The sequence below is a fragment of the Streptomyces sp. NPDC001204 genome, assembly GCF_053598035.1.
Window position 1 is genome coordinate 129,450 of the sequence record NZ_JBSFJL010000016.1, and the last position, 21,179, is coordinate 150,628.

Sequence of the window (21,179 nt, forward strand, 5' to 3'; positions counted from 1 at the left end):
GTCGCCTACGCCGAGAGCTTTGGCGCCCGCGGGTACGCGGTCAAAACCGACCATCTGCTGCCCGCGCACGCGCCGTTTTGATCGCCCTCTCCTCCGACGGCAGGGGCCGGACCATGTCCTTCTTGGCGGAGCGCCCCGGCACTCCCAGTGCTGCTGGCAGAACAGATGCCCCACCCACCCCCGCCTGGAGTGGCCAACGGCCAATCCACGTACCTATGAGGATTGCGGCTGCCGAGGCTTCGGCGTCTACGTGCGCAGACGCTACATCACCCACGCCACCGGCGAGCGGCTGCCGCCACAGCAGGTCGCCCCAAGACCTGGATGTCCCTGTTCCGTAAGGGGTCCGGGCGTTCCGCGACGGCCTTGCGACAGCTGTGATGGGGGTATGCGATCGCGATTGTTTCCGCCGGCGTTCAAGGGCAGGTTGCACGATGCCCGCACGGCGACCTCGATCGGACGGTGGCTCGGCCTCGCCTTCGTGGTCTGCTTCGTCACCGGTCTGATCAGCCATGTGCTGCAGCATCCGCCCGGGTGGCTGGCCGATGACCTGCCGAGCCGCCCGGTGTGGGGCTACCGGTTCACGCAGGGGCTGCACGTCGCCTCGGGTATCGCGGCGATTCCACTGCTGCTGGCGAAATTGTGGACGGTGTACCCGCGGCTGTTCGCCTGGCCGCCGGTGCAGTCGGTGCGGCACGCACTGGAGCGGTTGTCGGCGGCCGTGCTGGTGGCGGCGGCCGTCTTCGAAGTGGCCACGGGATTGCTGAACACCGCACAGTGGTATCCGTGGCCGTTCTCCTTCGTGCCGGTGCACTACGCCGTGGCCTGGCTGGTGGCCGGAGTGCTGGTGCTGCACGTCGCGGTCAAGGCCCCCGAGATCCGGGCCCACTGGAGCCGGCGATCGCCGGGGACCCTGGCTCTGCCGGAGGAGGACGGGCCCGACCGGCGTTCGCTGCTGGTTGCGGTGGCAGCGGCGGTCGGTGCGGTCACCGTGACCACCGTGGGCCAGTCCTTCACGCCCCTGAAGGACCTCGTCCTGCTCGCACCCCGCCATCCCGATCACGGCCCCCAGGGCCTGCCGGTCAACCGCACCGCCGCCGCGGCCGGAGTCGGCCTGATACCCGCCGAGCGCTACCGTTTGACGGTCGCCGGACCGCGGCCCTGCACACTGACGCTGGATGAGCTGCGGGACCTGCCGCAGCACGAGGTGGAACTGCCGATCGCCTGCGTGGAGGGATGGAGCAAGTCCGCCCGCTGGACGGGCGTTCGGGTCATCGACCTCCTTGAGCTTGCCGGCGCTCATCCGCACGCCCGCGTTCGCGTGGTGTCACTGCAGAGTCGGGGCGGATACCGGGTCTCCGAAATGGGGCACGAGCACGCCCGCGACCCGCTGACTCTGCTCGCTCTGCGTCTCAACGGCGAGGAACTCTCCCCCGACCACGGCTACCCGGTGCGTTTGATCGCTCCGAACCGGCCCGGTGTGCTGCAGACCAAGTGGGTCGGCCGACTGGAGGTGCTGTCATGAGGATGAGCGTGGCGCGGCTCCTCACGGGTCTGATCGGCCTGTCGCTGATGGGCGTCGGCGTCTCCCTGCTGCTGGACGTGCGTGACCTGCCGGGTGTCCTGGTCTGGCTGGGCGGGGCGGTGGTGCTGCACGACGTGCTGATCGCACCTCTGGTGCTGTTCATCGGGTGGGTGCTGGTCCGCGGCGGTGTGCGCGGGCCGGTCCGCGGGTCACTGCTGGTGGCGGGCGCTCTGACGGCGGTGGCCCTGCCGGTGCTCCTCCGCCCGGGGAAGCCCGCCAACTCCTCGGTCCTGCCGCTGGACTACCCGCGCGACTGGCTGCTCGCGATGGTGGCGGTGGCGACGGTCACGGCCCTCCTGTCGGCCGCGTGGGGAATCCACCGCAGCCGACGGCGGCCGCCTTCGTAGGTCTGCGTCCACGCTCCGGCGCCGGGCCGTCTCACGGGTGTCCTACGCACCTGCGGAAGTGAACGGTGTCGGGCTTAGCGGGTTCGTGGCCCTCGGACTGCTGGTGTCGCTGTGGGGCAGGCCGCGCCGCGACGCCGAAGGTGCCCTGACCGTACTCGCCTGGGCGGGCCGCTTCTGCTACGCCATCTATGACACCGGGCTGGACGCGGTGGCGGGCATTTCCGCCGGGACGGCGGTGGGCGGCGATGTGCACGAGGTGGTGGGGCGGCTGTTCGCGGCCGGCGACGAGCTGGGCCGGGCCGCGGGGCCGGTCGACCATGCTCGGCTTCGCCGTGGGCCACGGCCTGCCGGCGCCGACTGCCTCACAACCCGACGATGCTCGGTTTGCGGCGGGAAGGCTTACGAACCCCTGACGATCCGGCGTCGTGCGGTCGCCCGGAGGGCCCGTGGCCGTACGGTCGGTGGCATGTTGATCCTGGTCACCGGAGGCGCGGGCTTCATCGGCTCGCACGTCGTCACCGCCCTTACCGGCGCCGGGCACGGCGTGCGCGTGCTCGACGCGCTGTTGCCCGCCGCACACCGCACGTCCCCGCCCATCCCCGACGGAGTGGACTTCAAACACGCGGACGTGCGCGACGCGGCGGCTGTGGCCGAGGCCCTGCAGGGTGTGGACGTCGTCTGCCATCAGGCGGCGATGGTCGGGCTCGGCAAGGACTTCGGTGACGCTCCCGCTTACGTGGGCTGCAACGACCTGGGCACCGCGGTGGTGCTGGCCGGCATGGCCGAGGCCGGGGTGCGTCGTCTGGTGCTGGCGAGTTCGATGGTGGTCTACGGAGAGGGCCGCTACGAGTGTCCGTCGCATGGCGTCGTACGGCCGGGGCCGCGCAAGGTGGCGGACCTCGAAGCGGGCCGCTTCGATCCGCCCTGCCCGAGGTGCGGTGAGCCGCTCGCCCCCGGTCTGGTGACCGAGGACGCCCCGCTTGATCCGCGCAACGTCTACGCCGCCACCAAGCTCGCGCAAGAGCACCTGGCCTGCGCGTGGGCGCGTGCCGTCGGCGGGCGGGTGGCCGCGCTGCGCTACCACAACGTGTACGGGCCCGGGATGCCGCGTGACACCCCGTACGCGGGCGTCGCGTCACTGTTCCGGTCCGCGCTGGAGCGCGGCGAGGCACCGCGCGTGTTCGAGGACGGCGGCCAGCGGCGGGACTTCGTCCATGTACGGGACGTGTCCGGTGCCAACCTCACGGCCCTGGACGGTCTGTCCGGTCTGCCGGAGGGGACCGCGCGGGCGTACAACGTCGGCAGCGGCGAGCCGCACACAGTGGGAGAGACGGCCGCCGTCCTGGCCGAGGCGCATGGCGGGCGGGCGCCGGTGGTCACGGGTGAGTACCGGCTCGGCGACGTCCGCCACATCACCGCCTCGTCACGCAGGCTGCGCGACGAACTGGGCTGGAAGCCGCAGGTCGCCTTCGTGGACGGAATGACGGAGTTCGCGACGGCCCCGCTGAGAGCGGGCTGACGTTTCTCACCGGCCGGCGTCGGCCCCCGACGAAGGCGGAAGGGCCGGCCCCGCTTCTCCCGCAGGGCGGGTCCTGCTCCTGGTGGGCTCCTCAGACAGCGGCGGGCAGGCGGACCTCGAAACGGCAGCCGCCGGGGACGTTGCTCACCGCCGTGCGCCCCTGGTGTGCCTCGACGATGCCGGAAAGTACTCGAGCAGGTCGAACTCTCTGCTGATCAGGGGGAGTTCGGTGCCGTGGTGGGTGGTGCGGCGAGCGTTGGGGTCCAGGGCGAGGAGTCCAGCGCGCCGTCAGCATGATCACAGGAACGGGGCCGTTCTCGCGGATGCGGCGGCAGACCTCAAGCCCGTCCATGCCGGGCAGCACCAGGTCCGGCACCACAACGTCGGGTGGCTGGGCGGCTGAGTGGGCCATGGCGGCGGGTCCGTCACCGGCATCGTCGACGGCGAAGCCCGCCCGGTCCAGGTAGCCGGCGACGACATCGGAGACGGTGGGGGCGTCGTCCACGACGAGTACGCGTTTCACGCCACCGAGTCTCGCACCGGCTTTCGGCCGTCGGCGGGGGCGGCGGTGGACGTCAGCGATCCGTAAGATCGTCAAATCCCTTTTGCCCCTTCTGTTCTCGTAGGGTGAGTGGGGTGACCGAGACATCCCCCTCTTCGCCTGCTCCTGTGGACGTGGTGCTTCCCTGCCTCGACGAGGCGGAGGCCCTGCCATGGGTCCTGGACCGCGTCCCGTCCCACTGGCGCGCGATCGTCGTCGACAACGGCTCCACCGATGGCTCGGCGGACATTGCCCGCGACCTCGGGGCGCACGTGGTCCACGAACCGCGCCGCGGCTTCGGCGCCGCCTGCCACGCCGGCCTCGCAGCCGCCACGGCCGACGTCGTCTGCTTCTGCGACTGCGACGCCTCCCTCGACCCGGCGCTTCTGTCCGCCGTCGCGGGGCCCGTTCTCGACGGTTCCGCCGACCTCGTGCTGGGTCGCCGCCGGCCTGCCACGCGCCGCGCCTGGCCCCTGCATGCCCGTCTGGCCAATGTGGAGCTGGCCCGCCTGATCCGCCGGCGCACCGGACTGCGGCTGCACGACCTGGGCCCGATGCGCGCCGCCCGCCGCGAGTCCCTGCTCGCCCTGGGCCTGACCGACCGGCGCTCCGGCTACCCGCTGCAGATGGTGGTTCGCGCCGCCGACGCAGGCTGGCGGGTGGAGGAGACGGATGTGCCGTACCGGCCCCGTACGGGCCGCTCGAAGGTCACCGGCACCTGGCGCGGTACCTGGCAGGCCGTACGGGACATGCGAGCCGTCCTCGCCGAGCGTCCCGCCGCCGATCCGGTGTCCTCGGTGACCACCCGGGGAACCGGACGATGAGCGCCCGGCTCCCGGTCACGGGGCCGGCCACGCTGCTGGTCATCGCCAAGGAACCCGTCCCGGGGCGGGTCAAGACGCGGCTCACCCCGCCCTACACGCCCCAGGAGGCGGCCGCTCTGGCCGAGGCCGCCCTCGCCGACACCCTGCACACGGTGCTGGAGGCCCCCGCACGGCGCCGTGTCCTCGTTCTCGACGGTGCACCCGGCCCCTGGTTGCCGCCCGGCTTCGACATCGTGCCCCAAGAGGCCGGCGGCCTGGACGAGCGGATCGCGGCCGCCTTCGGCCACTGCGACCGCGGACCGGCCCTCCTTGTCGGCATGGACACCCCCCAAGTGACCACGGATCTTCTCGGGCGCATCGGACGCGAGGGCCACGACGCCTGGTTCGGTCCGGCTGCGGACGGTGGGTTCTGGGCGCTGGGTTTCGCGGTCCCAGCGCGCGCCGCGGCTCTCGTACGAGGCGTGCCGATGTCCACCGACCGCACTGGGGCGATGCAGCGGTGCCGACTCGTCGAGGCGGGGCTGAGCGTGAGCGACCTGCCGAAACTGCGCGATGTGGACACCGCCGCCGACGCCGTCGCGGTCGCCGCTTGCTGCCCACCCGGCTCGCGCTTCGCCTCCACGATGAACTCGCTCGCGGAGGCCGGTCGGTGAGCGGCACCACGAGCGGTACGGAACCTGCCCGCACCGAGTGGACGACGCAGATCGCGGCCCGACGGCATCCGCAGACCGTGGTGGCGTGGCCTGCCCGGCTTCCTGCGCGGTCGTATCCCGCGGATCGGCTCGGTTCAGCAAATCCGGGCGAGCCGTGGACGGACGACCCCTACGCCGACGCCCTGCGCACCGGACGCGGCCCGCTCTTCCTACGCCGCCTGTCGCCACCGGTCCTTGCGGACGGCCCCGGAGGAGAAGGGGAACTGCTGCCGCTGGACGTCGAGCGCTGGTGCGCCGCCCCCGACGCCGCCGACACCGGCGTTCTGCGCCGTTGCACCGACTCCGTCCTCGACGTCGGCTGCGGGCCGGGACGTCTCGTGGCGGCGCTGGCTGCCAGGGGCATACGGGCGCTCGGCGTGGACGTCAGCCCGTCCGCCGTGGCCCGTACCCTCCAGCGCGGGGGTGCCGCCGTGCGCCGGTCCGTGTTCGACCGCCTGCCGGGGGAAGGCCACTGGGGCACCGTCCTGTTGATGGACGGCAACGCCGGCATCGGCGGCGACCCAGCCGCCCTCCTGGTCCGCCTCCGTGCCGTGGTCCCGCCCGGCGGGCGCCTGCTCGCGGAGGCCGCACCGCACGACGTGGACGAGCGCCTCACCGTCCGGGTCGAGGACGCCCACGGCCGGCACGGCCGCCCCTTCCCCTGGGCCCGCGTCGGCACCACCGCCCTGCTGCGTGCAGCCGAGGCCGCGGGTTGGATCCTGACCGGCCGGTGGACGGCCGAGGGCCGCCCGTTCGTGGAACTGCACCGCCCGCCGCCGGGGCATCACGGCGGGCACGACACGGCCACCGGAAGGCCCGAACGCCCATGAGTGACACCGCCGCCTCCCAGCATCAGCCTCCCGAACCGATGCCCAGTCAGCCCGCCGCACCCATGAACCGCACCTCGGCCCGTATCAGCATCATCGTCACCGCGGTCCTCCTGGCCGCGCTCACCGCCGTCGTCTTCGACACCGTTCGCGCGGGCGACAACCAGAGCAACCCCGGCCGGGTGCTGGCCGGATACGCCGTCGCCTGGACGCTGTTCGCCGCCGCGGTATGGGCCGTGCGCAAGGCCCCGGAGCGAGCCGCGACGGGACTGGTCCTGGCCGGTGCGGCCGCCGTGGCGCTGGCCGCGCTCGCCGCACCGCCCCGCACCAGCAACGACATGTACCGCTACGCCTGGGACGGCCGCGTCCAGGCCGCCGGGATCTCCCCGTACGCCCACCCGCCCGCCGCACCTGAACTCGCCAAGCTGCGCGACCAGTGGCTGTTCCCCACCAAAGGCTCCTGTCAGGGCTGGGGACTGACCCGTACGGACAGCGGCCTGTGCGTCCGCATCAACCGCCCCACCGTCCCCACCATCTACCCGCCTGTCGCCGAGGGCTGGTTCTTCGCCGTCCATGTCCTCTCACCACCTGACAGCCGCCACAAACCACTTCAAGCAGGCGGCGCCGTCCTGGCGTTCGGCACCACCGCCGCCCTGCTCACCGTGGGCCGCCGACGCGGCGACCCGCGCCGGGCCGCGGCCCGCACCGCTCTGTGGGGGTGGTGTCCGGCCGTCCCCTTCGAAGCGGTCAACAACGCGCACATCGACACCCTCGGCGTCCTGCTCACCGTGCTCGCCCTCGGCACCGCCACCGCCGGGGCCCGCCGCGGCGCACTCCTCGGCGCCGCGATCGCCGTGAAACTGCTGCCTGTTCTGGCGTTGCCCGGCGCTCTGTCCGGGCAGCGCAGCCCGGCGCGGGTGCTGCGCCTGGTGTTGGCGGTGCTCGCTGTGGTCGCGCTCGCCTACCTGCCCTACGTCATCGCCTCCGGCGCGGGCGTCCTGGGCTACCTGCCGGGCTACCTCCAGGAGGAGGGCTACGAACCCGGGGACGTGCACCGTTTCGCCTTGCTGCGGGTGCTGCTGCCGGACGCCGCCGCAGAAGTGACCGTCATCGTGCTGCTCGCGCTGACGGCCCTCCATGTGTGGTGGCGCGGCGACCCTGCTCGCCCCTGGCGCGGTGCCCTGTTACTGACCGGCACGGCCTTGCTGCTGGTCTCACCCAACTACCCGTGGTACTCACTGATCGTCGTCGGTCTCGTCGCCCTCGACGGCCGCTGGGAGTGGCTGACCATCACCGTCGCCGGCACCGTCCTCTACCTCGGCGGCCGGCTGCTGCCCGACTTCCCCCTCCAGGCGTGGGCGTACGGCACGGCCGCCGTGTGCGTCGCGCTCGGGGCCTGCCTGCGCGCCGCTCCGGCCCGGCACTTCCTGGACCGACGCCACGGCCGGTGCCGGCCCCGCACCTGACACTGATCAAGGACGTCGGCCGGGCGCCCCTGAGGCACTCGCCACCGCCGCGGGCCCGGGCGCCGCACGTGCTCAAGCACTTCCACCGCGCCCGGCTCGCCGGGCGCGGTGGAGCGGATGACCCAATCGTGCACGACCTGTGCAACGCAATCACGACAGGCGACACCGACTGGCTACAGAAAGCGGGTCGGCGGCGTCCGATTCAGTCGAGCCGGGCGGCGGCTTCCTCGGCAAGAGCTTGTGCCAGTTTGCCGAGCCGGGCCGGGTCCCGCTGCGGCTGAAGCCCAAGTCTGTTCTGACCCACTCCCCCAAGCAGCCCGCCCACGGACGGCCGCCGGTGACCCCGCACCCACCGCCGACGCCCACCGACAGGAGCGACGGCGATACGACTGGCCCCGGCGCGTCCGTTCGAAGACGTGCCGGGGCCGGTTCGATTGGTCGCACCCGCCCTCATTGCTTCCGCCGTGCTGCGTGTGCGACGCCTTCCCCGAGGGCGATGCGTTTCTCGCGCTGGGCGGCTACCACCCAAATCGCGGCCCGGCTCCCAACATCGCCTATCAAGCTCCGCCCCAATCCCTTACTCGTTCTCCAACCGGCATGGGAGAAGTGGCAGCGCAAGCAGATGTGCAGGAGATCTAGCGATCGACGCCCGGGGCGAGGGCTCAGTGGCCGCGGCGTATCCATTCATCCAGGTGGGGTGCTTCGTTCTGGATGGTCGTGGTGTCTCCGTGTCCGGTGTGGACGAGGGTGTTCTCGGCCAGGGGGAACAGCAGGTCGCGGATGGACGTGATGATCGTCGGGAAGTCCGAGAACGATCGGCCTGTTGCACCTGGTCCACCGGCGAACAGGGTGTCGCCGGAGAACAGAGCGTGGGCCTCGGGCAGGTGGAGGCAGACCGAGCCGGGCGAGTGTCCGGGGGTGTGGATCACTTCCAGCGTCGTCCCCGCCACGGCGATCCGTTCGCCGTCGACCGTCTCCTGGAACGTTCGGCTCGGGTGGGTCATCTCCCACAGTTGGCGGTCTGCCGGGTGCAGCAGGACCGGGGCGTCGAGGCGGTCACCAAGTCGGGGCGCGACCGAGATGTGGTCGTTGTGTCCGTGGGTACACACGATCGCTGCTACGCGGCGGTTGCCCACCGCTTCCACGATCGGGTCGTCATCGTGGGCCGCGTCCACGACGACGACGTCGTGGTCGTCGCCGACGAGCCAGACGTTGTTGTCGACGTTCCACGTGCCCCCGTCGAGTTCGAAGACCCCGCTGGTGACAACGCGTTCAATACGCAGTGCGCCGCTCACCAGACCACCACCGAGCGCAGCACGCTGCCGGTGTGCATGGTGTGGAAGGCTTCCTCGACGGCGTCGAGGCCGATGCGTTCGGTGACAAATTTGTCCAGCGGCAGTCGGCCTTGCTGATAGAGGTCGACGAGCATGGGGAAGTCCCGTTCGGGCAGACAGTCGCCGTACCAGGACGACTTGAGACTGCCGCCGCGGGAGAAGAAGTCGAGAAGCGGCATGTCCAGGCGCATGTCCGGGGTTGGGACGCCGACGAGGACGACGGTCCCTGCGAGGTCGCGCGCGTAGAACGCCTGCTTCCACGTTTCGGGACGGCCCACGGCGTCGATGACGACGTCGGCGCCGTAGCCACCGGTCAATTCCGTGACGGCGGTGATGATGTTCTGGTCGGTGGCGTTGACCGTGTGGGTGGCGCCGAGCTCTCGGGCCCATGTCAGCTTCTGGTCGTCTCGATCGACAGCGATGATCTTCGAGGCGCCGGCCAGGCGGGCCCCGACGATCGCGGCGTCGCCCACGCCGCCGCAGCCGATCACCGCCACCGAGTCGCCCCGGCTCACGGCTCCGGTGTTGACCGCCGCCCCGAGCCCGGCCATGACACCGCACCCCAGGAGACCGACGACCGCCGGGTCCGCAGAGGGGTCCACCTTGGTGCACTGCCCCGCGTGGACGAGGGTCTTGTCGGCGAACGCACCAATGCCCAGAGCGGGGTTGAGTTCTGTGCCGTCGAGCAGAGTCATCTTCTGGGCGGCGTTGAACGTGTCGAAGCAGTACTGCGGGCGGCCGCGCTTGCAGGCGCGGCACTGCCCGCACACCGCCCGCCAGTTCAGGACGACGAAGTCGCCGGGTTTGATGGAGTCGACGCCTGCTCCGACGCTCTCGACGGTGCCGGCCGCCTCGTGGCCGAGCAGGAAGGGATAGTCGTCGCTGATCCCCCCGTCCCGGTAGGTGAGGTCGGTGTGGCAGACCCCGCAGGCCGCCACGGCAACGACGACCTCGCCGGGACCCGGGTCCGGGATCACGATGTCGGTGAGCTCGGCCGGAGCTCCCTTCGAGCGGGCGATCACGCCGCGGACCTGCTGAGGCATCGGACTGTTCCTTCGTCGTTCGTGGATACAAGCGCATGCGATCCGGTGCATGCCTCAGCGAACCTAACCCTGTGGAGATCATCGAGAGCCTGGCCTTGTGGATAGGAAATCCTCGACCTTCGAACAGTGGGGTGGAGAGTGTAAGGTCGGCGGAATGCCAGATCCGCAGGCCGCAACCGATGGTCTTCTCATGCTGCGGGAAGTCGTCGACGGCCCGTTGCACGACATCGCTCCCCGTTTCTCCCGGCTCCTGTCCCACCGGTGGCCGCACGCAGCGCTCGTGATCTTCACTCGCGAGTGCACGGGACGTCCACGCAAGGTCGCCGGAGCCGCCGATCTGATCCACAAGGTCACCATCGATGAGCTCGAAGACCTCAAGCGGGTCGTCGAGCCCGGCCGGGCCCTGAGCACCACCGCCAGGATCGGTGGTGCTCAGCGCCCGGTGTGGACGGTGCGGGACCGGGGCGACACGCTGCTCCTGCTCGTTCCGCAGAGTCCTCAGAGGCCGGTCCCGTACCCCGCCGAGTTGTCGGCGGTCTTCGGCATCGTGGCGACATCGATCCGGCAGCAGGTCGCCCAGGCCAGTCCCGACTACCTGGCAGAGTCCCGTGCCGCGTCCAGCGAACGGGCACGCACCATCACGGAGATGGTGGCTGCACACGAAACCTCGCTCGTGGCCATTCTGTCCACGCTGCGCTCGTCCGGACTCGACGACGCCAGGGCGCGGCTGGCTGCCACCGATACGGCGTCCGCCGCGTTGATCGCGTTGCGTTCCACGCAGAGGTCCGACCAGGAGTTGTCGCAGGAGACTGCCCATGCGGCCTTCGCGACGCTGCGCAAGGACCTCCGGCAGATGCTGCGCCATCACGAGGCGCACATCGAGTTTGTGGCCCCGCCGAAGGACGGGCGCCCGCTGCCGGGCGAGATCGCCTACGCGGCACGCGCGATGACGCGCGCCACCGTGCTGGCCTTCATCGCCCAGCCCGACCTGACTCGCCTGCGCATCGCCTGGAGCTGCCCGGGCGCCTCGCTGGTGGTCGACGTACGCGACCAGGAATCCGGGAAACTCGACGTGCCGGCCCTGCAACGGCAACTCGACGGCCGTGCACAGACGTTGGGTGCCGCGGTCACCCTGGACGCGGTCCCAGGATGGGGCAGCCACGCGACCATCGGCCTCCCTCTCGAGCCTCCCGCCAATCGGAGCGATGAGACACGTCTGGCAGCCCTCAACCGCCGCGAGCGCGAGGTGCTCCACCTGGTCGCCCAGGGCAGGCGCAACAAGGCGATCGCGGCCGAGCTCGGCATCACGGAAAGCACCGTCAAGTTCCACGTCGCAGGCCTGCTACGAAAACTGGACGTGACCTCGCGCGGAGAAGCAGCCGCGTTCGCCGCCGGCACCAACCTGGGAGCACCGCAGTAGACCGGGCCGGACGCCGCACAGCCCCGGCCGACACGCGACCACGACGAGTGCACTCCCGGTCCCGGGCTGCTTCCGCGCCGCCCATCCCGCCCGCCCCTCTCCCCCAGCTCCAGCCAGTGCATGGGAGAAAGCGGCCACAACAGGGATGTCTGGGGCCAGGCACAACCCAGGCGCAACCCATACCCGCAACAGACGGCGCAATCGTAGGCGCAACGCGTGCCTCGACGCTGCTCCTGGTCGGGCGAGGGCACCCGCCCGTTCGTCATGCGGCCCGGACGGCTCCCCGGGTGCGGGCCAGCTGCCGGAGCCCGGTGCGCGCCGCCGGCACCGAGGGGACGGTCTTCCAGTAGGGGTGCCACCACAGACGTACGGACAGGCGCAGCAGGCGGCAGCGCAGGGCCGTGGTGTCACGTGACCGGGACGCGGCGAGGGCATCGTAGGTGGCGTTCCAGGCGTACTGCACCTGGACGAGGTCGTCGGGGAAGTCGGTCGCATGCATACCGGCATTAGATCGCGTGTTCGATTTTGCTGTCACTTCGGACACGCTGCCGCCCAGGCCGACCGCCCATGGCCGGGGCTGCACACGGCGCGGGCGGAGGCATGGTCAGGTTCGTGGCCATCTCCCGGACCGTAGTCGGGTCGACCGGAGAGAATGGCGATGCAGTGACGGTGTGCATCGGATCGCGGAGGTGTCTGTGGGGCTGAGGACCCGGATCGCCGGGGAACTGAAGGCGACCGTGCATGGTGGGGACCTCAAACTGGAACGGTACGAGGGTCCGGCCGGTGATCCCGGCCTGCTCGGGATCGTCCCGGGCGATCCTGCCTGGCAGGTGCACGGACATCCGACCGGCATGCTCATCGGCGGGTTCGCGGCGCTGATGCTCCAGTCACTGCACCCTCTGGCCATGGCCGGGGTCGACCAGCACTCGGATTTCCGGTCCGACCCGGTCGGCCGTCTCATCGGCACCGCGCGGTTCGTCACCACGACGACCTTCGGCTCCGCGCCGGCCGCACACGAGTCGATCGCCTTGGTGCGCCGGATTCACACCCGGGTGCGCGGCACCGCCCCGGACGGCCGGCCCTACCGCGCGGACGACCCCGAACTGCTGACCTGGGTGCACATCGCGGAGGTGCGCAGCTTCCTGGCGGGTTACCAGACGTACGCGCCGCAGCGGTTGCGGCTGACGCCTGCCGAGTGCGACGCGTACTACCGCCAGGTCGCCCCGGTCGCCGAGATGCTGGGCGCGGAGAAGGTGCCATGCAACACTCGGGAAGTCGAGCGCTACCTGGACCTAATACGCCCCCAACTCCGTGCAACCCGAGCGGCGTCGGATTCCGTGCGGTTTCTCCGTGGCTTCGGCCGGACGGGACGTGAGCGGCTGGTCGTGCGTCTGTTGATGAATGCCGCTGTCGGGCTCCTTCCGGACTGGGCGCGGACCGAACTCGGCATACGCCGTCCGGCGGCGGTCCGCTCCTGCTGGGACCGGCCGGTGGCGACGGTGGCCGGTCGCACGATCGAATGGGCACGCGGTCCTTCCGAGATCCAAGCCGCTGCGCAGCGCCGTTTGGCCTCGGTGCCGCCGGTGGATGTCTAGTGCTGTGATCGCATGGTTCGCCGTGTTGCAGAGACGATCGCTCCTGGGTTCTCGTGGCCTGCCAGCGAGCGTGGATAATGCCCGGTGTGACTCCTGAGATAGATCGCCCCAGGTGGTGGTTCGGGCTTCGCGGCTTTGCGTTCTGCCTGGTGGCCGGCGGCCTCGGCTGCTTAGCGTACGTGGTGATGGTTTCGCATCGGCTCCGGGCGGCGTCATGGGGATGGCTGCTATTCGCAGCGATTCTCAGCGGGACGTTCAGCGCACTGTTTCCAGGCCGTGGTTCTCAGTAGTCGTCCGCCCCACCGGATGAGTCGGAACAAACGTCACCACTCATCCAACCGCCAACCCGGCGAACGTATGCGGCCACGGCACTAGATCCCGCCTGCGGCGTCAGCGAGCCGAGTACACCCGTTACATGAACGGCGCCGCCAAGGCAGTGGGCGGTTCGGCGAACGGCTGCGGAGAATAAGCGGAAGGGCGATCCTTACGTCAGTGGCTTTCTGCGACGGCCACGCGACCCGACCGCAAGGATGTCCGCCCACGTGCCGGGCTGCCGAGGGTATGTGCGAGGGTGAGGAGGTTGTCGTCCGACACCACCCGCAGGCCGTACTCCGCGAGCAGCGCAGCCATCCGCTGCGGCCTCCACAGCGAGCGCCACGGCTCGCCCGATGTGACGGAACTGCCGAGCACGCGTGTCAGCAGCCGCCCTGCGGCCGCCCTCGCCGACGGCGCCTGGTAGTTGACGACGAGTGCACTGCCCGGGACCGTCCGGGCGGCGAGTGCGGCCACCGTGGCGCGCACCTCGTCGCGCGTGAGGTATGGGACGACACCCTCCCACAACCATGTCGTCGGCGCGGCTGGGTCGTGCCCGGCGGCATCCAACGCAGCACCGAGATCATCGACGGCGAAATCGACCGGCGTGAACCGCACGGTACGGGCGATGGCCGGTAGCTCGGCGGCGAGGAGATCGCCCTCATCCGGTCCTCGGAGCACTGGCGCGGCCTCGGCGAGGCGGGCGCGCTTGTCTTGCTGGGAGGCCGGATGGTCGACTTCCCAAACATCTGTCTGCGCGAGTTCGGGCATACGCCACGCGCGCGTATCCAGGCCGGCGCCGAGGATCACGAGCTGGCCGGTCACGTGGGCGCGCAGTGCCTCGTCGATCGCGACCGTCCGTGGCACGACCACCTCGGCGCATGCCCGCACGCTCTCGTACGCGGTGCGCTCCTGCCAGCCGTTGGGCGGAGTGTTCGCGCGTACCTGGTCCACGGGCGTACGTTCCGCGACGCGCAGCAGCGCTACCGCCACTGGATCCGCGAACTGGCCTGCACCAGCCCTCCCGTTCGCGGCCGCCCGCCCCTGGCAGACCAGCACCGCCGTCCGGCTCGCCGCACGCCCACTCTCGCTCATGGAGCCATATTCAACACCACCCCCGCCCTGTCTCAACCTCAACGAGAAGCAGGCACAAGTTCGCGACTTCAGCCACGCCGATATCGCCGAGGCGGTGGAGCGTTCCGAAGCCGCGGTGCGTCAGGCCGCGCACCGGGCCCGCGAGCATGTGCGGGTCCGGCGACCCCGCTTCGCCACCGACCGATCGCGGCAGCGCGAGGCAACCGAGCGGTTCTTCTCCGCCGCGACCGGCGGGGACGTCAACGCTCTGATGGAGCTGCTCTCCCCGGACGTCACCCTGTGGACCGACGGCGGCGGCAAGGTCCGTCAGGCCCTGCGCCCTGTGGTGGGCGCGGCCACGGTGGCCGCCTGGTTCGCGGCCATCGGCACCGTCACCTACCAGGGCGTCGAGCCTGCCGACATGAAAGCCGAACTCGTCGAGATCAATGGCGGGCCGGGTCTCGTGTTCAGCGGACTGGGGCGCGTAATCGCCACCGTCACCTTCGACTTCGACGCCGACGGCCGCATCGCCGCCATCCACAATGTGGCCAACCCGGACAAACTCCAGGCCGTCGCCGGCGGCACCGCTTACGACATCGGCACGCAGTGAGCGTGGTCACCGCGTGCCGTCGCCGGGCGCAAGCAGGCTGGTCAGCTCGAGGGACGGCGCGAAGTCGCGGCGGATCCGCCCGCCCAGGGCGCGGTGGTGTACCGGCCGCCGCCGGCTCCGTCAGTCATCCAGCGGAGCCGGCGGAGGTTTCGTTCCCGTGTTCCTCAAATCGCAGTTCGCCGACGTTGAGGAAGCACCATGTGCTGGCCACCGGTTCTGTGAATCTTGGATCGAGCTGAGAACGCTCTGCTCGCGCTTCTCAGGGCACCTGGCTTCTGCGAACCGCACCGGTGCGCATCCGCCGAGACGGCACGAGAGCTTTGACTTGTGTCAACGCCCGATGTCTGCGGCGACAGATTCGATGACACCCCGCCACGCCCTGCGATAGCCCTCGCGAAGCGGCCCACCAAGGAGGTCGAGGATCCGCTCTGCCGCCTTGATCAACAGCGTCGGGTCACCCGTCTCGCACAGATGCCGGTGCCCTTGCAGAAGGGCACCGCCGCGCTCCGCGTCAGCCTCCAGGAGCCGCCGGGGCAGCCACTTCCCTCCGCCCACCCAGGCACGGCGGTGGTCGAACAACAGGTCAGCAGCGACGTTGAGGACGACCCCGGCCACCGCCAGGCTCTCGAAGGCATCGTCCGCGTCCGCCAGGTCATCCAGAGCGTCCGTCAGCCCGTACCTCTTGGTCTCGACAGTCTCGGGCTCCAACGCCGGCGGACCGTTGCGTAGGTCGGCCTCGGCCCGGGCACGGGCACGCCCGGCCTCTCCACCGACGTCGACCAGGACCAGACCAGTGGCGTACATGCTCTGCAGCACCCCACGACGCGAGGCGACGTCTGCGGCGAAGAGTTCCCCGAGACCGGCACGGGTGTGGATGAAGAGCTCCGCAAGGCGTCCCTCGAACCGGAGCGTCTCCCGGCAGGTCTCGCCGCCATCCCCCACAAGCACCGCGATATCCAGGTCACTGCTGGTGGTCACCCGTCCCGCGACGGTGGATCCAGCCAGGACCACGGCGAGCGCCTCGGGAAAACGGCCCTGCACAAGACGTCGAGCCAGGTCTATCGGGTCCGGATGCATGTCCGTCAGCGTGCCACGAACCTTGAACGGCGCCGACGGACTTTCCCGCACTTCAGGCCCGGACTACTACAGCCCGTGACAGACCTACCGCCCGCAGGAGGGATACAGACCAGTTGGACAAGGACGCCCACCGATCACCCCCTACTCACCCTTGGGGATCTCGATGGCTGACGCGCGATTCCGCCGGTCGGCGCGCTCCTCAGCTGCCTGGCGATGATCCTCCGCGATGCTGTGGCGCTCCTGGCCTTCCTGCCGGCCGTGCTGGGCTTCGGTCTGGGCCTGCAGCTCCTGCGCCATGGCGGCCAGGGCCCGCATGGAGTCCTCGGCGGCTGCGGCTGGGCGGCGGCCGCGACCTCGGCCACGTCTCTTCCTGCTGTTCGACGGCCTCGCGCAGTCGGACGGTGCAAGCGTGGGCATCCTCGATCAAGCCGCCGAGATACATACGATCAAGGCCGCCGGAAGGCAGGATCTTTGGGGGCCGAGGGGGGATGCGTGACGGGCTGCTTCGTGGACATCATGGAAGCTGCGAAGGACCAGGGTCTCGGGCCCAGGACGGCGCCCGGAGGCAGCTGGAGTGGCGGTTGCAAGAGGGGATGGCCGGGATGAACACATCCGAATCCTTTCGGGCCGAAGACGAAGTCTCCAGGACGTCTCAGCCCCGCAGACTGCTGAACGAGCTGTCCGGGACGCTGGTCTCGCAGTCCCCAGTCGGGCTGGCTGTCATGGACACAGATCTGCGGTACGTGGCCGTGAATCCGGCGCTGGAGCGCATCAATGGGCTGTCGGCCGAAGAGCATGTCGGCCGCCATGTCTCAGAGGTCCTGCCGCGTGTCGACACCGCGGCGATCGAGTCCGCGCAGTGGCGGGTTCTGGAGACGGGAGTCCCGCTGCTGGACCAGAACGTCGTCGGCCGCACCTGGGCCGATGCGGATCACGACCATGCATGGTCGGTTTCCCTCTATCGGCTGCAGGACCCCTTCGGTCGGGCGCGAGGGGTGGCCGCCTCGATCGCGGACGTCACCGAGCGTTACCGCCTGGCGACCGAAGCCGCCCGGGCCCGACGGCGCCTGACTCTGATCGCTGATGCCTCGGCTCTCATCGGCACCGTGCTGGACGTGGACCAGACCGCCCGCGAGCTGGCTGGGGTCACCGTGCCCGAGCTCGCAGACATCGCGGCGGTGGACGTCCTCGACACGGTCTTGGCCTGCCACCGCACCGTCAGGCCGGGCAACGGCCCGGAACTCTTCCGCGCCCTCGCCCTGGCCGCCGCCTACCCCACCGAGGCCACCCGTGCCGCCGACCAGGTGGGCGACTTGGCCGCCTACGCCGCCGACCGCCTGGTCACCCAGTGCGTCCGCACCGGCAAACCGGTCCTGGTACCCCACGTGAACGACCGCGACCTTTCCCGTATAGCGCGCGATCCCGAGGCCGCCACGCTCCTGGCCCGCGCCGGCATCCACTCCTACCTGGCGGTGCCGCTGAGCGCCCGCGGCATTGTGCTCGGCGCCCTGGACCTCAAACGCGCACGCAACCCCCTGCCCTTCAACCATGACGACGCCATACTGGCCGGCGAGCTGGCCAACCGTGCCGCGGTGAGCATCGACAACGCCCGCTGGTACCAGAGCGTGCGCAACGCCGCGGTGACCCTCCAGCGCAGCCTGCTGCCGGAGCACCCCTCGCACCTGGTAGGCCTGGAGATCGCCTCCCGCTACCAGCCCGCCCAGGCCACCAGCGAAGTCGGCGGAGACTGGTTCGACATCATCCCCCTGAGCGGCGACAAGACCGCCCTGGTCGTGGGGGACGTGATGGGCAGCGGCATCGACGCCGCCGCCACCATGGGCCGCCTGCGCACCGCCACCTGCACCCTGGCCGAACTCGACTTCGACCCCGCCCAGGTGCTCCAGCACCTGGACAGGATCACCAGCGGCCTGGAGCATTACATCGCCACCTGCCTCTACGCCGTCTACGACCCCCACCACGGCGAGTGTCACATCGCCAACGCCGGACACATGCCCCCCGTCCTGGTCCACACCGGCCGGCCCCCCGAACTGCTCGACCTGTGCCCCGGCGCACCGCTGGGTGTCGGCGGCATCACCTTCCACAGCAGCACGCTCGATCTCGGTCCCGGCGACGATCTCGTCCTCTACACCGACGGCCTGGTCGAAACGCGCCACCATCCCATCGACGACCGCCTCGACACCCTCCTCGACCTGCTGGACGGCTCCGAGGGCCGCCCCGTGGGAGAAACCTGTGACCTGCTCCTGCACACCCTGCGGGACCCCGGTGACCACGACGACGTCGCCCTGCTCATCGCCCGCATCTGCCCGCCCAGTTCTGACCACGAGATCATCGGGACCCCTCCCACGGAGGGCTTTGGCCTCTGATCCACGCCATGCCCACCGCTCAATGATCAGGGAGGTTCAGATGGCGGTGCGGCCGCCGTCGACGGCGATGGTCGCGCCGGTGATGTAGCCGGCCTTCGGCGAGACGAGGAATGCGACGGCCTCGGCGATCTCGGCGGGCTGGGCGGCGCGCTTCATCGCGGTGGTCTCGGCGAGGGCGTCGAACAGGTCGCGGGCCTCGGGCCGGGTGTGGACCGGACCAGGGGCAACGGTGTTGAAGCGGACGCCGCGGCCGCTGTACTCAGCCGTCCAGCCTCGCGTCAGTGCCGCCAGCGCAGCCTTGGTCGCGCCGTAGGCGGCGGCGTTGGCCAGGCCGAGGCTGCCGGCCATGCTGCCGATGTTGATCACGCTGCCCGATCCCTTCGCCGCCATCGCCGGGGCGAACGCGGCCACGAGGAAGAACGGTGCGCGAACGTTGCTGGCGAACATCGCGTCGTAGTCGGAGACCTTCATCTCCTCGGTCGGTGCCCAGACGGCTCGCCCGGCGTTGTTGACCAGGACGTCGATCTCGCCGACCTCCGCGGCGAGCCGGTCGATGCCGGCCGGGTCCTCCAGGTCCGCCTCGACGAACCGGGCCTGGCCGCCGGCCTCGGTGATCTCGTTGACGGTCTCAGCGCCGCGCTGGGCGTTGCGGCCGGTCACGACGACGGACATCCCGTCGGCGGCGAGCCGCTTGGCGACCGCCCGGCCGATGCCGGACGTGGCCCCGGTGACGAGTGCGGTCATGCGATGCAGGTCGAAATCGTCTTCGCGCTCCACAGACATGGGACGAACCTTCCGGAATTGCTGTCCAGACTGGTCTGTCTGACAACATACGACGTCGAACAGGTCGCGAACGGCACCGCACCTGGCTGCACGAACTCTTCTTCGGCCTCGCCCAGCAGGCAGGCGCCAAGGGCGCCAAAACGCTACCAGGGGCGGACCAGGACGAGGCCGACCTTGCCGGGCCGCACCGCGTGCTCCACTGCGTTGGCCAGTTCGCCAAGGCCGTACGTGGCGGCCACGTCGAACTGGTCCTTGAGCTTCAGCGCGATCTGCTTCGCGGTGGCGACGTCGGACGCCCGTCCCTCGGCGGAGACCTCGGACAGCCACCGGCCGATGTTCTTGCCCCGCAACGTCAGCGACTTGTTCAGCAGCGTCGACGCATGCACCGAGAGCGGCTCTTCGGCGATCAATCCGTAACTGACCAGCTTCCCGCCCGGCGCCAACAGGTCCAGAAGACGCTCCGCCAGCTTCCCGCCGATCGGGTCGAAGGCTACATTCACCGGACGGCCACCGGCTGCCTCGCGGACCTCGTCGGCCCAGGCCGGATTCTCCGTCGACACGACCGGCACGTCCGGGAACCGCTTGCGCAGCTCAGCGGCACCACGATCGCTGCGGACGACGTTGACGAGCGCCAAGTTGTGGAACTGGGACACGCCCGTCACCAGCCGCCCGACCGACGAGCCCGCGGCGGTCTGCACCAGAAAGCCGTCATATCCGAAGGCCAGGTGCTCCTGTGCCTCACGGCGCAGCATCACCGCGGTCAACGGGTTCGCCAGCATCTGCGCGGCGACCTCATCCGACAGTTCATCAGGTACGGCGACGACCACCTCGGCCTCCGCCACGATCCATTGCGACCACGCCCCCGGCTGGGGGAAGACCGTCACACGGCCGCCGACCTCGACCCCCGGCGCCACGCGCGTGCCGGGGCCGATCGCCTCCACCACGCCGGTGGCCTCCGCGCCGGCCGGGACCGGCTGGGCAGCTCTGCCGGGGTACGCCTCGATGGCCTGGAGATCACCAGGGTGCACCGTGAAGGCCGTGGTGCGGATGAGGACCTGGCCGCGCTCGGGCGCCGTCGGCTCCGGCTCCTCGATGACGGTCAGAACATCGGCGGGCGACCCTCCGCGGGTCTGGACGACACGACGGTTCATGATTCTCCTCATGCGCCGATATGTGCGGGGCTTGACCGGGGCGTCGGCCGACGTCCCGCAGCAGCGGGTTCCTTCCGCTGAGTACACCGTCAAGCCGCACCAGCCGCCCGCCCTGACACAGTCACCTGGTCACGCTCGCACGGCGACCAATCGGCAGCACAGCCGACCAGGCCAATCGGGTTGCACGCCTCGTAAGCGCCGTACGCACCGGGCGCGGCGGTGCGGCTGAGAACTCGTAACGAAATGATCCTCGAGAGCGCGGCCGGCCCCGGCGCCGCCCGGACGTGGTGCTGGCCGACCAGGCTACGACCACGACAAGTACCCCCGGCTGGTCCGAGCGTGAAACCGCTGATCGTCCGCCCGCCGCGGCATCGAACGCGGCTCGGCCTCGGCACCCAGCGCGGGGGTGCCGAGCGCGCGTTCGCCCACCTGCGCTGGTTCCCCCGTCTGCGGATCGGCTGGGAGATCCGCGACGACATCCACGAAGCCATAATTGGACCTGCACCTCTGGCCTGAGACGCTGCGCCGGCCCCTGGACCGGTGCCCGCTCCTGCCCGCGTCGGACCGCGGCGCCCGTGCGGCCGTCGGTCCCTGAGCG

The 21,179-nt window shown here is 70.5% G+C and carries 18 protein-coding genes and 3 pseudogenes; 12 read left to right on the forward strand and 9 right to left on the reverse strand.

Translation table 11 applies throughout. From position 1 onward, the window contains the following. The first annotated feature begins 385 nt into the window (after positions 1–385). The 3 genes from ACWC91_RS22555 to ACWC91_RS22565 all read left to right on the forward strand — a co-directional run bounded on the left by ACWC91_RS22555 (position 386) and on the right by ACWC91_RS22565 (position 3,448). Positions 386–1,522, forward strand: coding sequence for a molybdopterin-dependent oxidoreductase (locus tag ACWC91_RS22555; RefSeq protein WP_281153914.1), 1,137 nt, complete (start codon positions 386–388; stop codon positions 1,520–1,522). Between the two features lie 2 nt (positions 1,523–1,524). Beyond that, positions 1,525–1,929 (forward strand): hypothetical protein, encoded by a 405-nt coding sequence (locus ACWC91_RS22560; protein ID WP_281153971.1) that lies wholly within the window; start codon positions 1,525–1,527, stop codon positions 1,927–1,929. A gap of 466 nt (positions 1,930–2,395) precedes the next feature. After that, complete coding sequence (locus tag ACWC91_RS22565; RefSeq protein WP_225077410.1) at positions 2,396–3,448, forward strand: NAD-dependent epimerase/dehydratase family protein; 1,053 nt, start codon at positions 2,396–2,398, stop codon at positions 3,446–3,448. A 183-nt stretch (positions 3,449–3,631) separates the two neighbouring features. Here ACWC91_RS22565 and ACWC91_RS22570 read toward each other — a convergent pair. Continuing rightward, positions 3,632–3,971 (reverse strand): annotated as a pseudogene (locus tag ACWC91_RS22570) (response regulator transcription factor); the annotation flags it as partial. A 113-nt stretch (positions 3,972–4,084) separates the two neighbouring features. On the opposite strand from ACWC91_RS22570, the gene ACWC91_RS22575 reads away from it, so the two are divergent. Genes ACWC91_RS22575 through ACWC91_RS22590 form a run of 4 tightly spaced genes read left to right on the forward strand, consistent with a single transcriptional unit; the run spans position 4,085 to position 7,798 of the window. Continuing rightward, positions 4,085–4,813: a glycosyltransferase family 2 protein gene (locus tag ACWC91_RS22575; RefSeq protein ID WP_450641896.1), complete on the forward strand. Its 729-nt coding sequence runs from the start codon at positions 4,085–4,087 to the stop codon at positions 4,811–4,813. Beyond that, on the forward strand, positions 4,810–5,466 hold the full coding sequence (locus ACWC91_RS22580) for a TIGR04282 family arsenosugar biosynthesis glycosyltransferase (RefSeq protein ID WP_376502957.1): 657 nt from the start codon (positions 4,810–4,812) through the stop codon (positions 5,464–5,466). Before ACWC91_RS22575 ends, ACWC91_RS22580 begins: the two co-directional genes overlap by 4 nt. Then, the gene (locus tag ACWC91_RS22585) at positions 5,463–6,335 is read left to right on the forward strand and encodes a methyltransferase domain-containing protein (protein ID WP_450641893.1); all 873 of its coding nucleotides are present in this window, start codon (positions 5,463–5,465) and stop codon (positions 6,333–6,335) included. The genes ACWC91_RS22580 and ACWC91_RS22585 overlap by 4 nt, the downstream gene beginning before the upstream one ends. Next, positions 6,332–7,798 (forward strand): glycosyltransferase 87 family protein, encoded by a 1,467-nt coding sequence (locus ACWC91_RS22590; protein ID WP_450641891.1) that lies wholly within the window; start codon positions 6,332–6,334, stop codon positions 7,796–7,798. The genes ACWC91_RS22585 and ACWC91_RS22590 overlap by 4 nt, the downstream gene beginning before the upstream one ends. A 662-nt stretch (positions 7,799–8,460) precedes the next feature. Here the strand turns inward: ACWC91_RS22590 and ACWC91_RS22595 are convergent. Continuing rightward, entirely contained in the window at positions 8,461–9,096 is a 636-nt protein-coding gene (locus ACWC91_RS22595) for an MBL fold metallo-hydrolase (protein WP_450641904.1), read from the reverse strand. Continuing rightward, entirely contained in the window at positions 9,090–10,175 is a 1,086-nt protein-coding gene (locus tag ACWC91_RS22600) for an S-(hydroxymethyl)mycothiol dehydrogenase (RefSeq protein ID WP_376502966.1), read from the reverse strand. The genes ACWC91_RS22595 and ACWC91_RS22600 overlap by 7 nt, the downstream gene beginning before the upstream one ends. A 190-nt stretch (positions 10,176–10,365) precedes the next feature. Between ACWC91_RS22600 and ACWC91_RS22605 the strand changes: the two genes are divergently transcribed. After that, on the forward strand, positions 10,366–11,595 hold the full coding sequence (locus ACWC91_RS22605) for a helix-turn-helix transcriptional regulator (RefSeq protein ID WP_450641888.1): 1,230 nt from the start codon (positions 10,366–10,368) through the stop codon (positions 11,593–11,595). 262 nt (positions 11,596–11,857) lie between these two features. On the opposite strand, the gene ACWC91_RS22610 is transcribed toward ACWC91_RS22605, so the two are convergent. Beyond that, positions 11,858–12,094, reverse strand: coding sequence for a hypothetical protein (locus tag ACWC91_RS22610; RefSeq protein WP_376502969.1), 237 nt, complete (start codon positions 12,092–12,094; stop codon positions 11,858–11,860). 196 nt (positions 12,095–12,290) lie between these two features. On the opposite strand from ACWC91_RS22610, the gene ACWC91_RS22615 reads away from it, so the two are divergent. Beyond that, positions 12,291–13,190, forward strand: a complete 900-nt coding sequence (locus ACWC91_RS22615) for an oxygenase MpaB family protein (protein ID WP_450641886.1) — start codon at positions 12,291–12,293, stop codon at positions 13,188–13,190. A 489-nt stretch (positions 13,191–13,679) separates the two neighbouring features. Here the strand turns inward: ACWC91_RS22615 and ACWC91_RS22620 are convergent, their stop codons facing one another. Further along, positions 13,680–14,597: a class I SAM-dependent methyltransferase gene (locus ACWC91_RS22620; protein ID WP_376502972.1), complete on the reverse strand. Its 918-nt coding sequence runs from the start codon at positions 14,595–14,597 to the stop codon at positions 13,680–13,682. 55 nt (positions 14,598–14,652) lie between these two features. Between ACWC91_RS22620 and ACWC91_RS22625 the strand changes: the two are divergent. Then, positions 14,653–15,186, forward strand: a pseudogene (locus ACWC91_RS22625) (sigma factor-like helix-turn-helix DNA-binding protein); the annotation flags it as partial. A 330-nt stretch (positions 15,187–15,516) separates the two neighbouring features. Here the strand turns inward: ACWC91_RS22625 and ACWC91_RS22630 are convergent. Then, positions 15,517–16,263, reverse strand: a complete 747-nt coding sequence (locus tag ACWC91_RS22630) for a nucleotidyltransferase domain-containing protein (RefSeq protein WP_450641884.1) — start codon at positions 16,261–16,263, stop codon at positions 15,517–15,519. A gap of 141 nt (positions 16,264–16,404) precedes the next feature. Further along, the gene (locus tag ACWC91_RS22635; protein WP_225077422.1) at positions 16,405–16,560 is read right to left on the reverse strand and encodes a hypothetical protein; all 156 of its coding nucleotides are present in this window, start codon (positions 16,558–16,560) and stop codon (positions 16,405–16,407) included. 380 nt (positions 16,561–16,940) lie between these two features. On the opposite strand from ACWC91_RS22635, the pseudogene ACWC91_RS22640 reads away from it, so the two are divergent. Next, positions 16,941–18,647, forward strand: a pseudogene (locus ACWC91_RS22640) (SpoIIE family protein phosphatase); the annotation flags it as partial. 36 nt (positions 18,648–18,683) lie between these two features. Here the strand turns inward: ACWC91_RS22640 and ACWC91_RS22645 are convergent. Together ACWC91_RS22645 and ACWC91_RS22650 are read right to left on the reverse strand one after the other, a co-directional pair. Then, on the reverse strand, positions 18,684–19,430 hold the full coding sequence (locus ACWC91_RS22645; protein WP_450641881.1) for an SDR family NAD(P)-dependent oxidoreductase: 747 nt from the start codon (positions 19,428–19,430) through the stop codon (positions 18,684–18,686). A gap of 143 nt (positions 19,431–19,573) precedes the next feature. Further along, entirely contained in the window at positions 19,574–20,581 is a 1,008-nt protein-coding gene (locus tag ACWC91_RS22650; RefSeq protein ID WP_376502976.1) for a zinc-binding dehydrogenase, read from the reverse strand. A gap of 339 nt (positions 20,582–20,920) precedes the next feature. On the opposite strand from ACWC91_RS22650, the gene ACWC91_RS22655 reads away from it, so the two are divergent. Continuing rightward, a complete protein-coding gene (locus ACWC91_RS22655; RefSeq protein ID WP_225077425.1) occupies positions 20,921–21,097 on the forward strand; it encodes a hypothetical protein in 177 nt (58 codons plus the stop codon). Positions 21,098–21,179 lie beyond the last annotated feature (82 nt).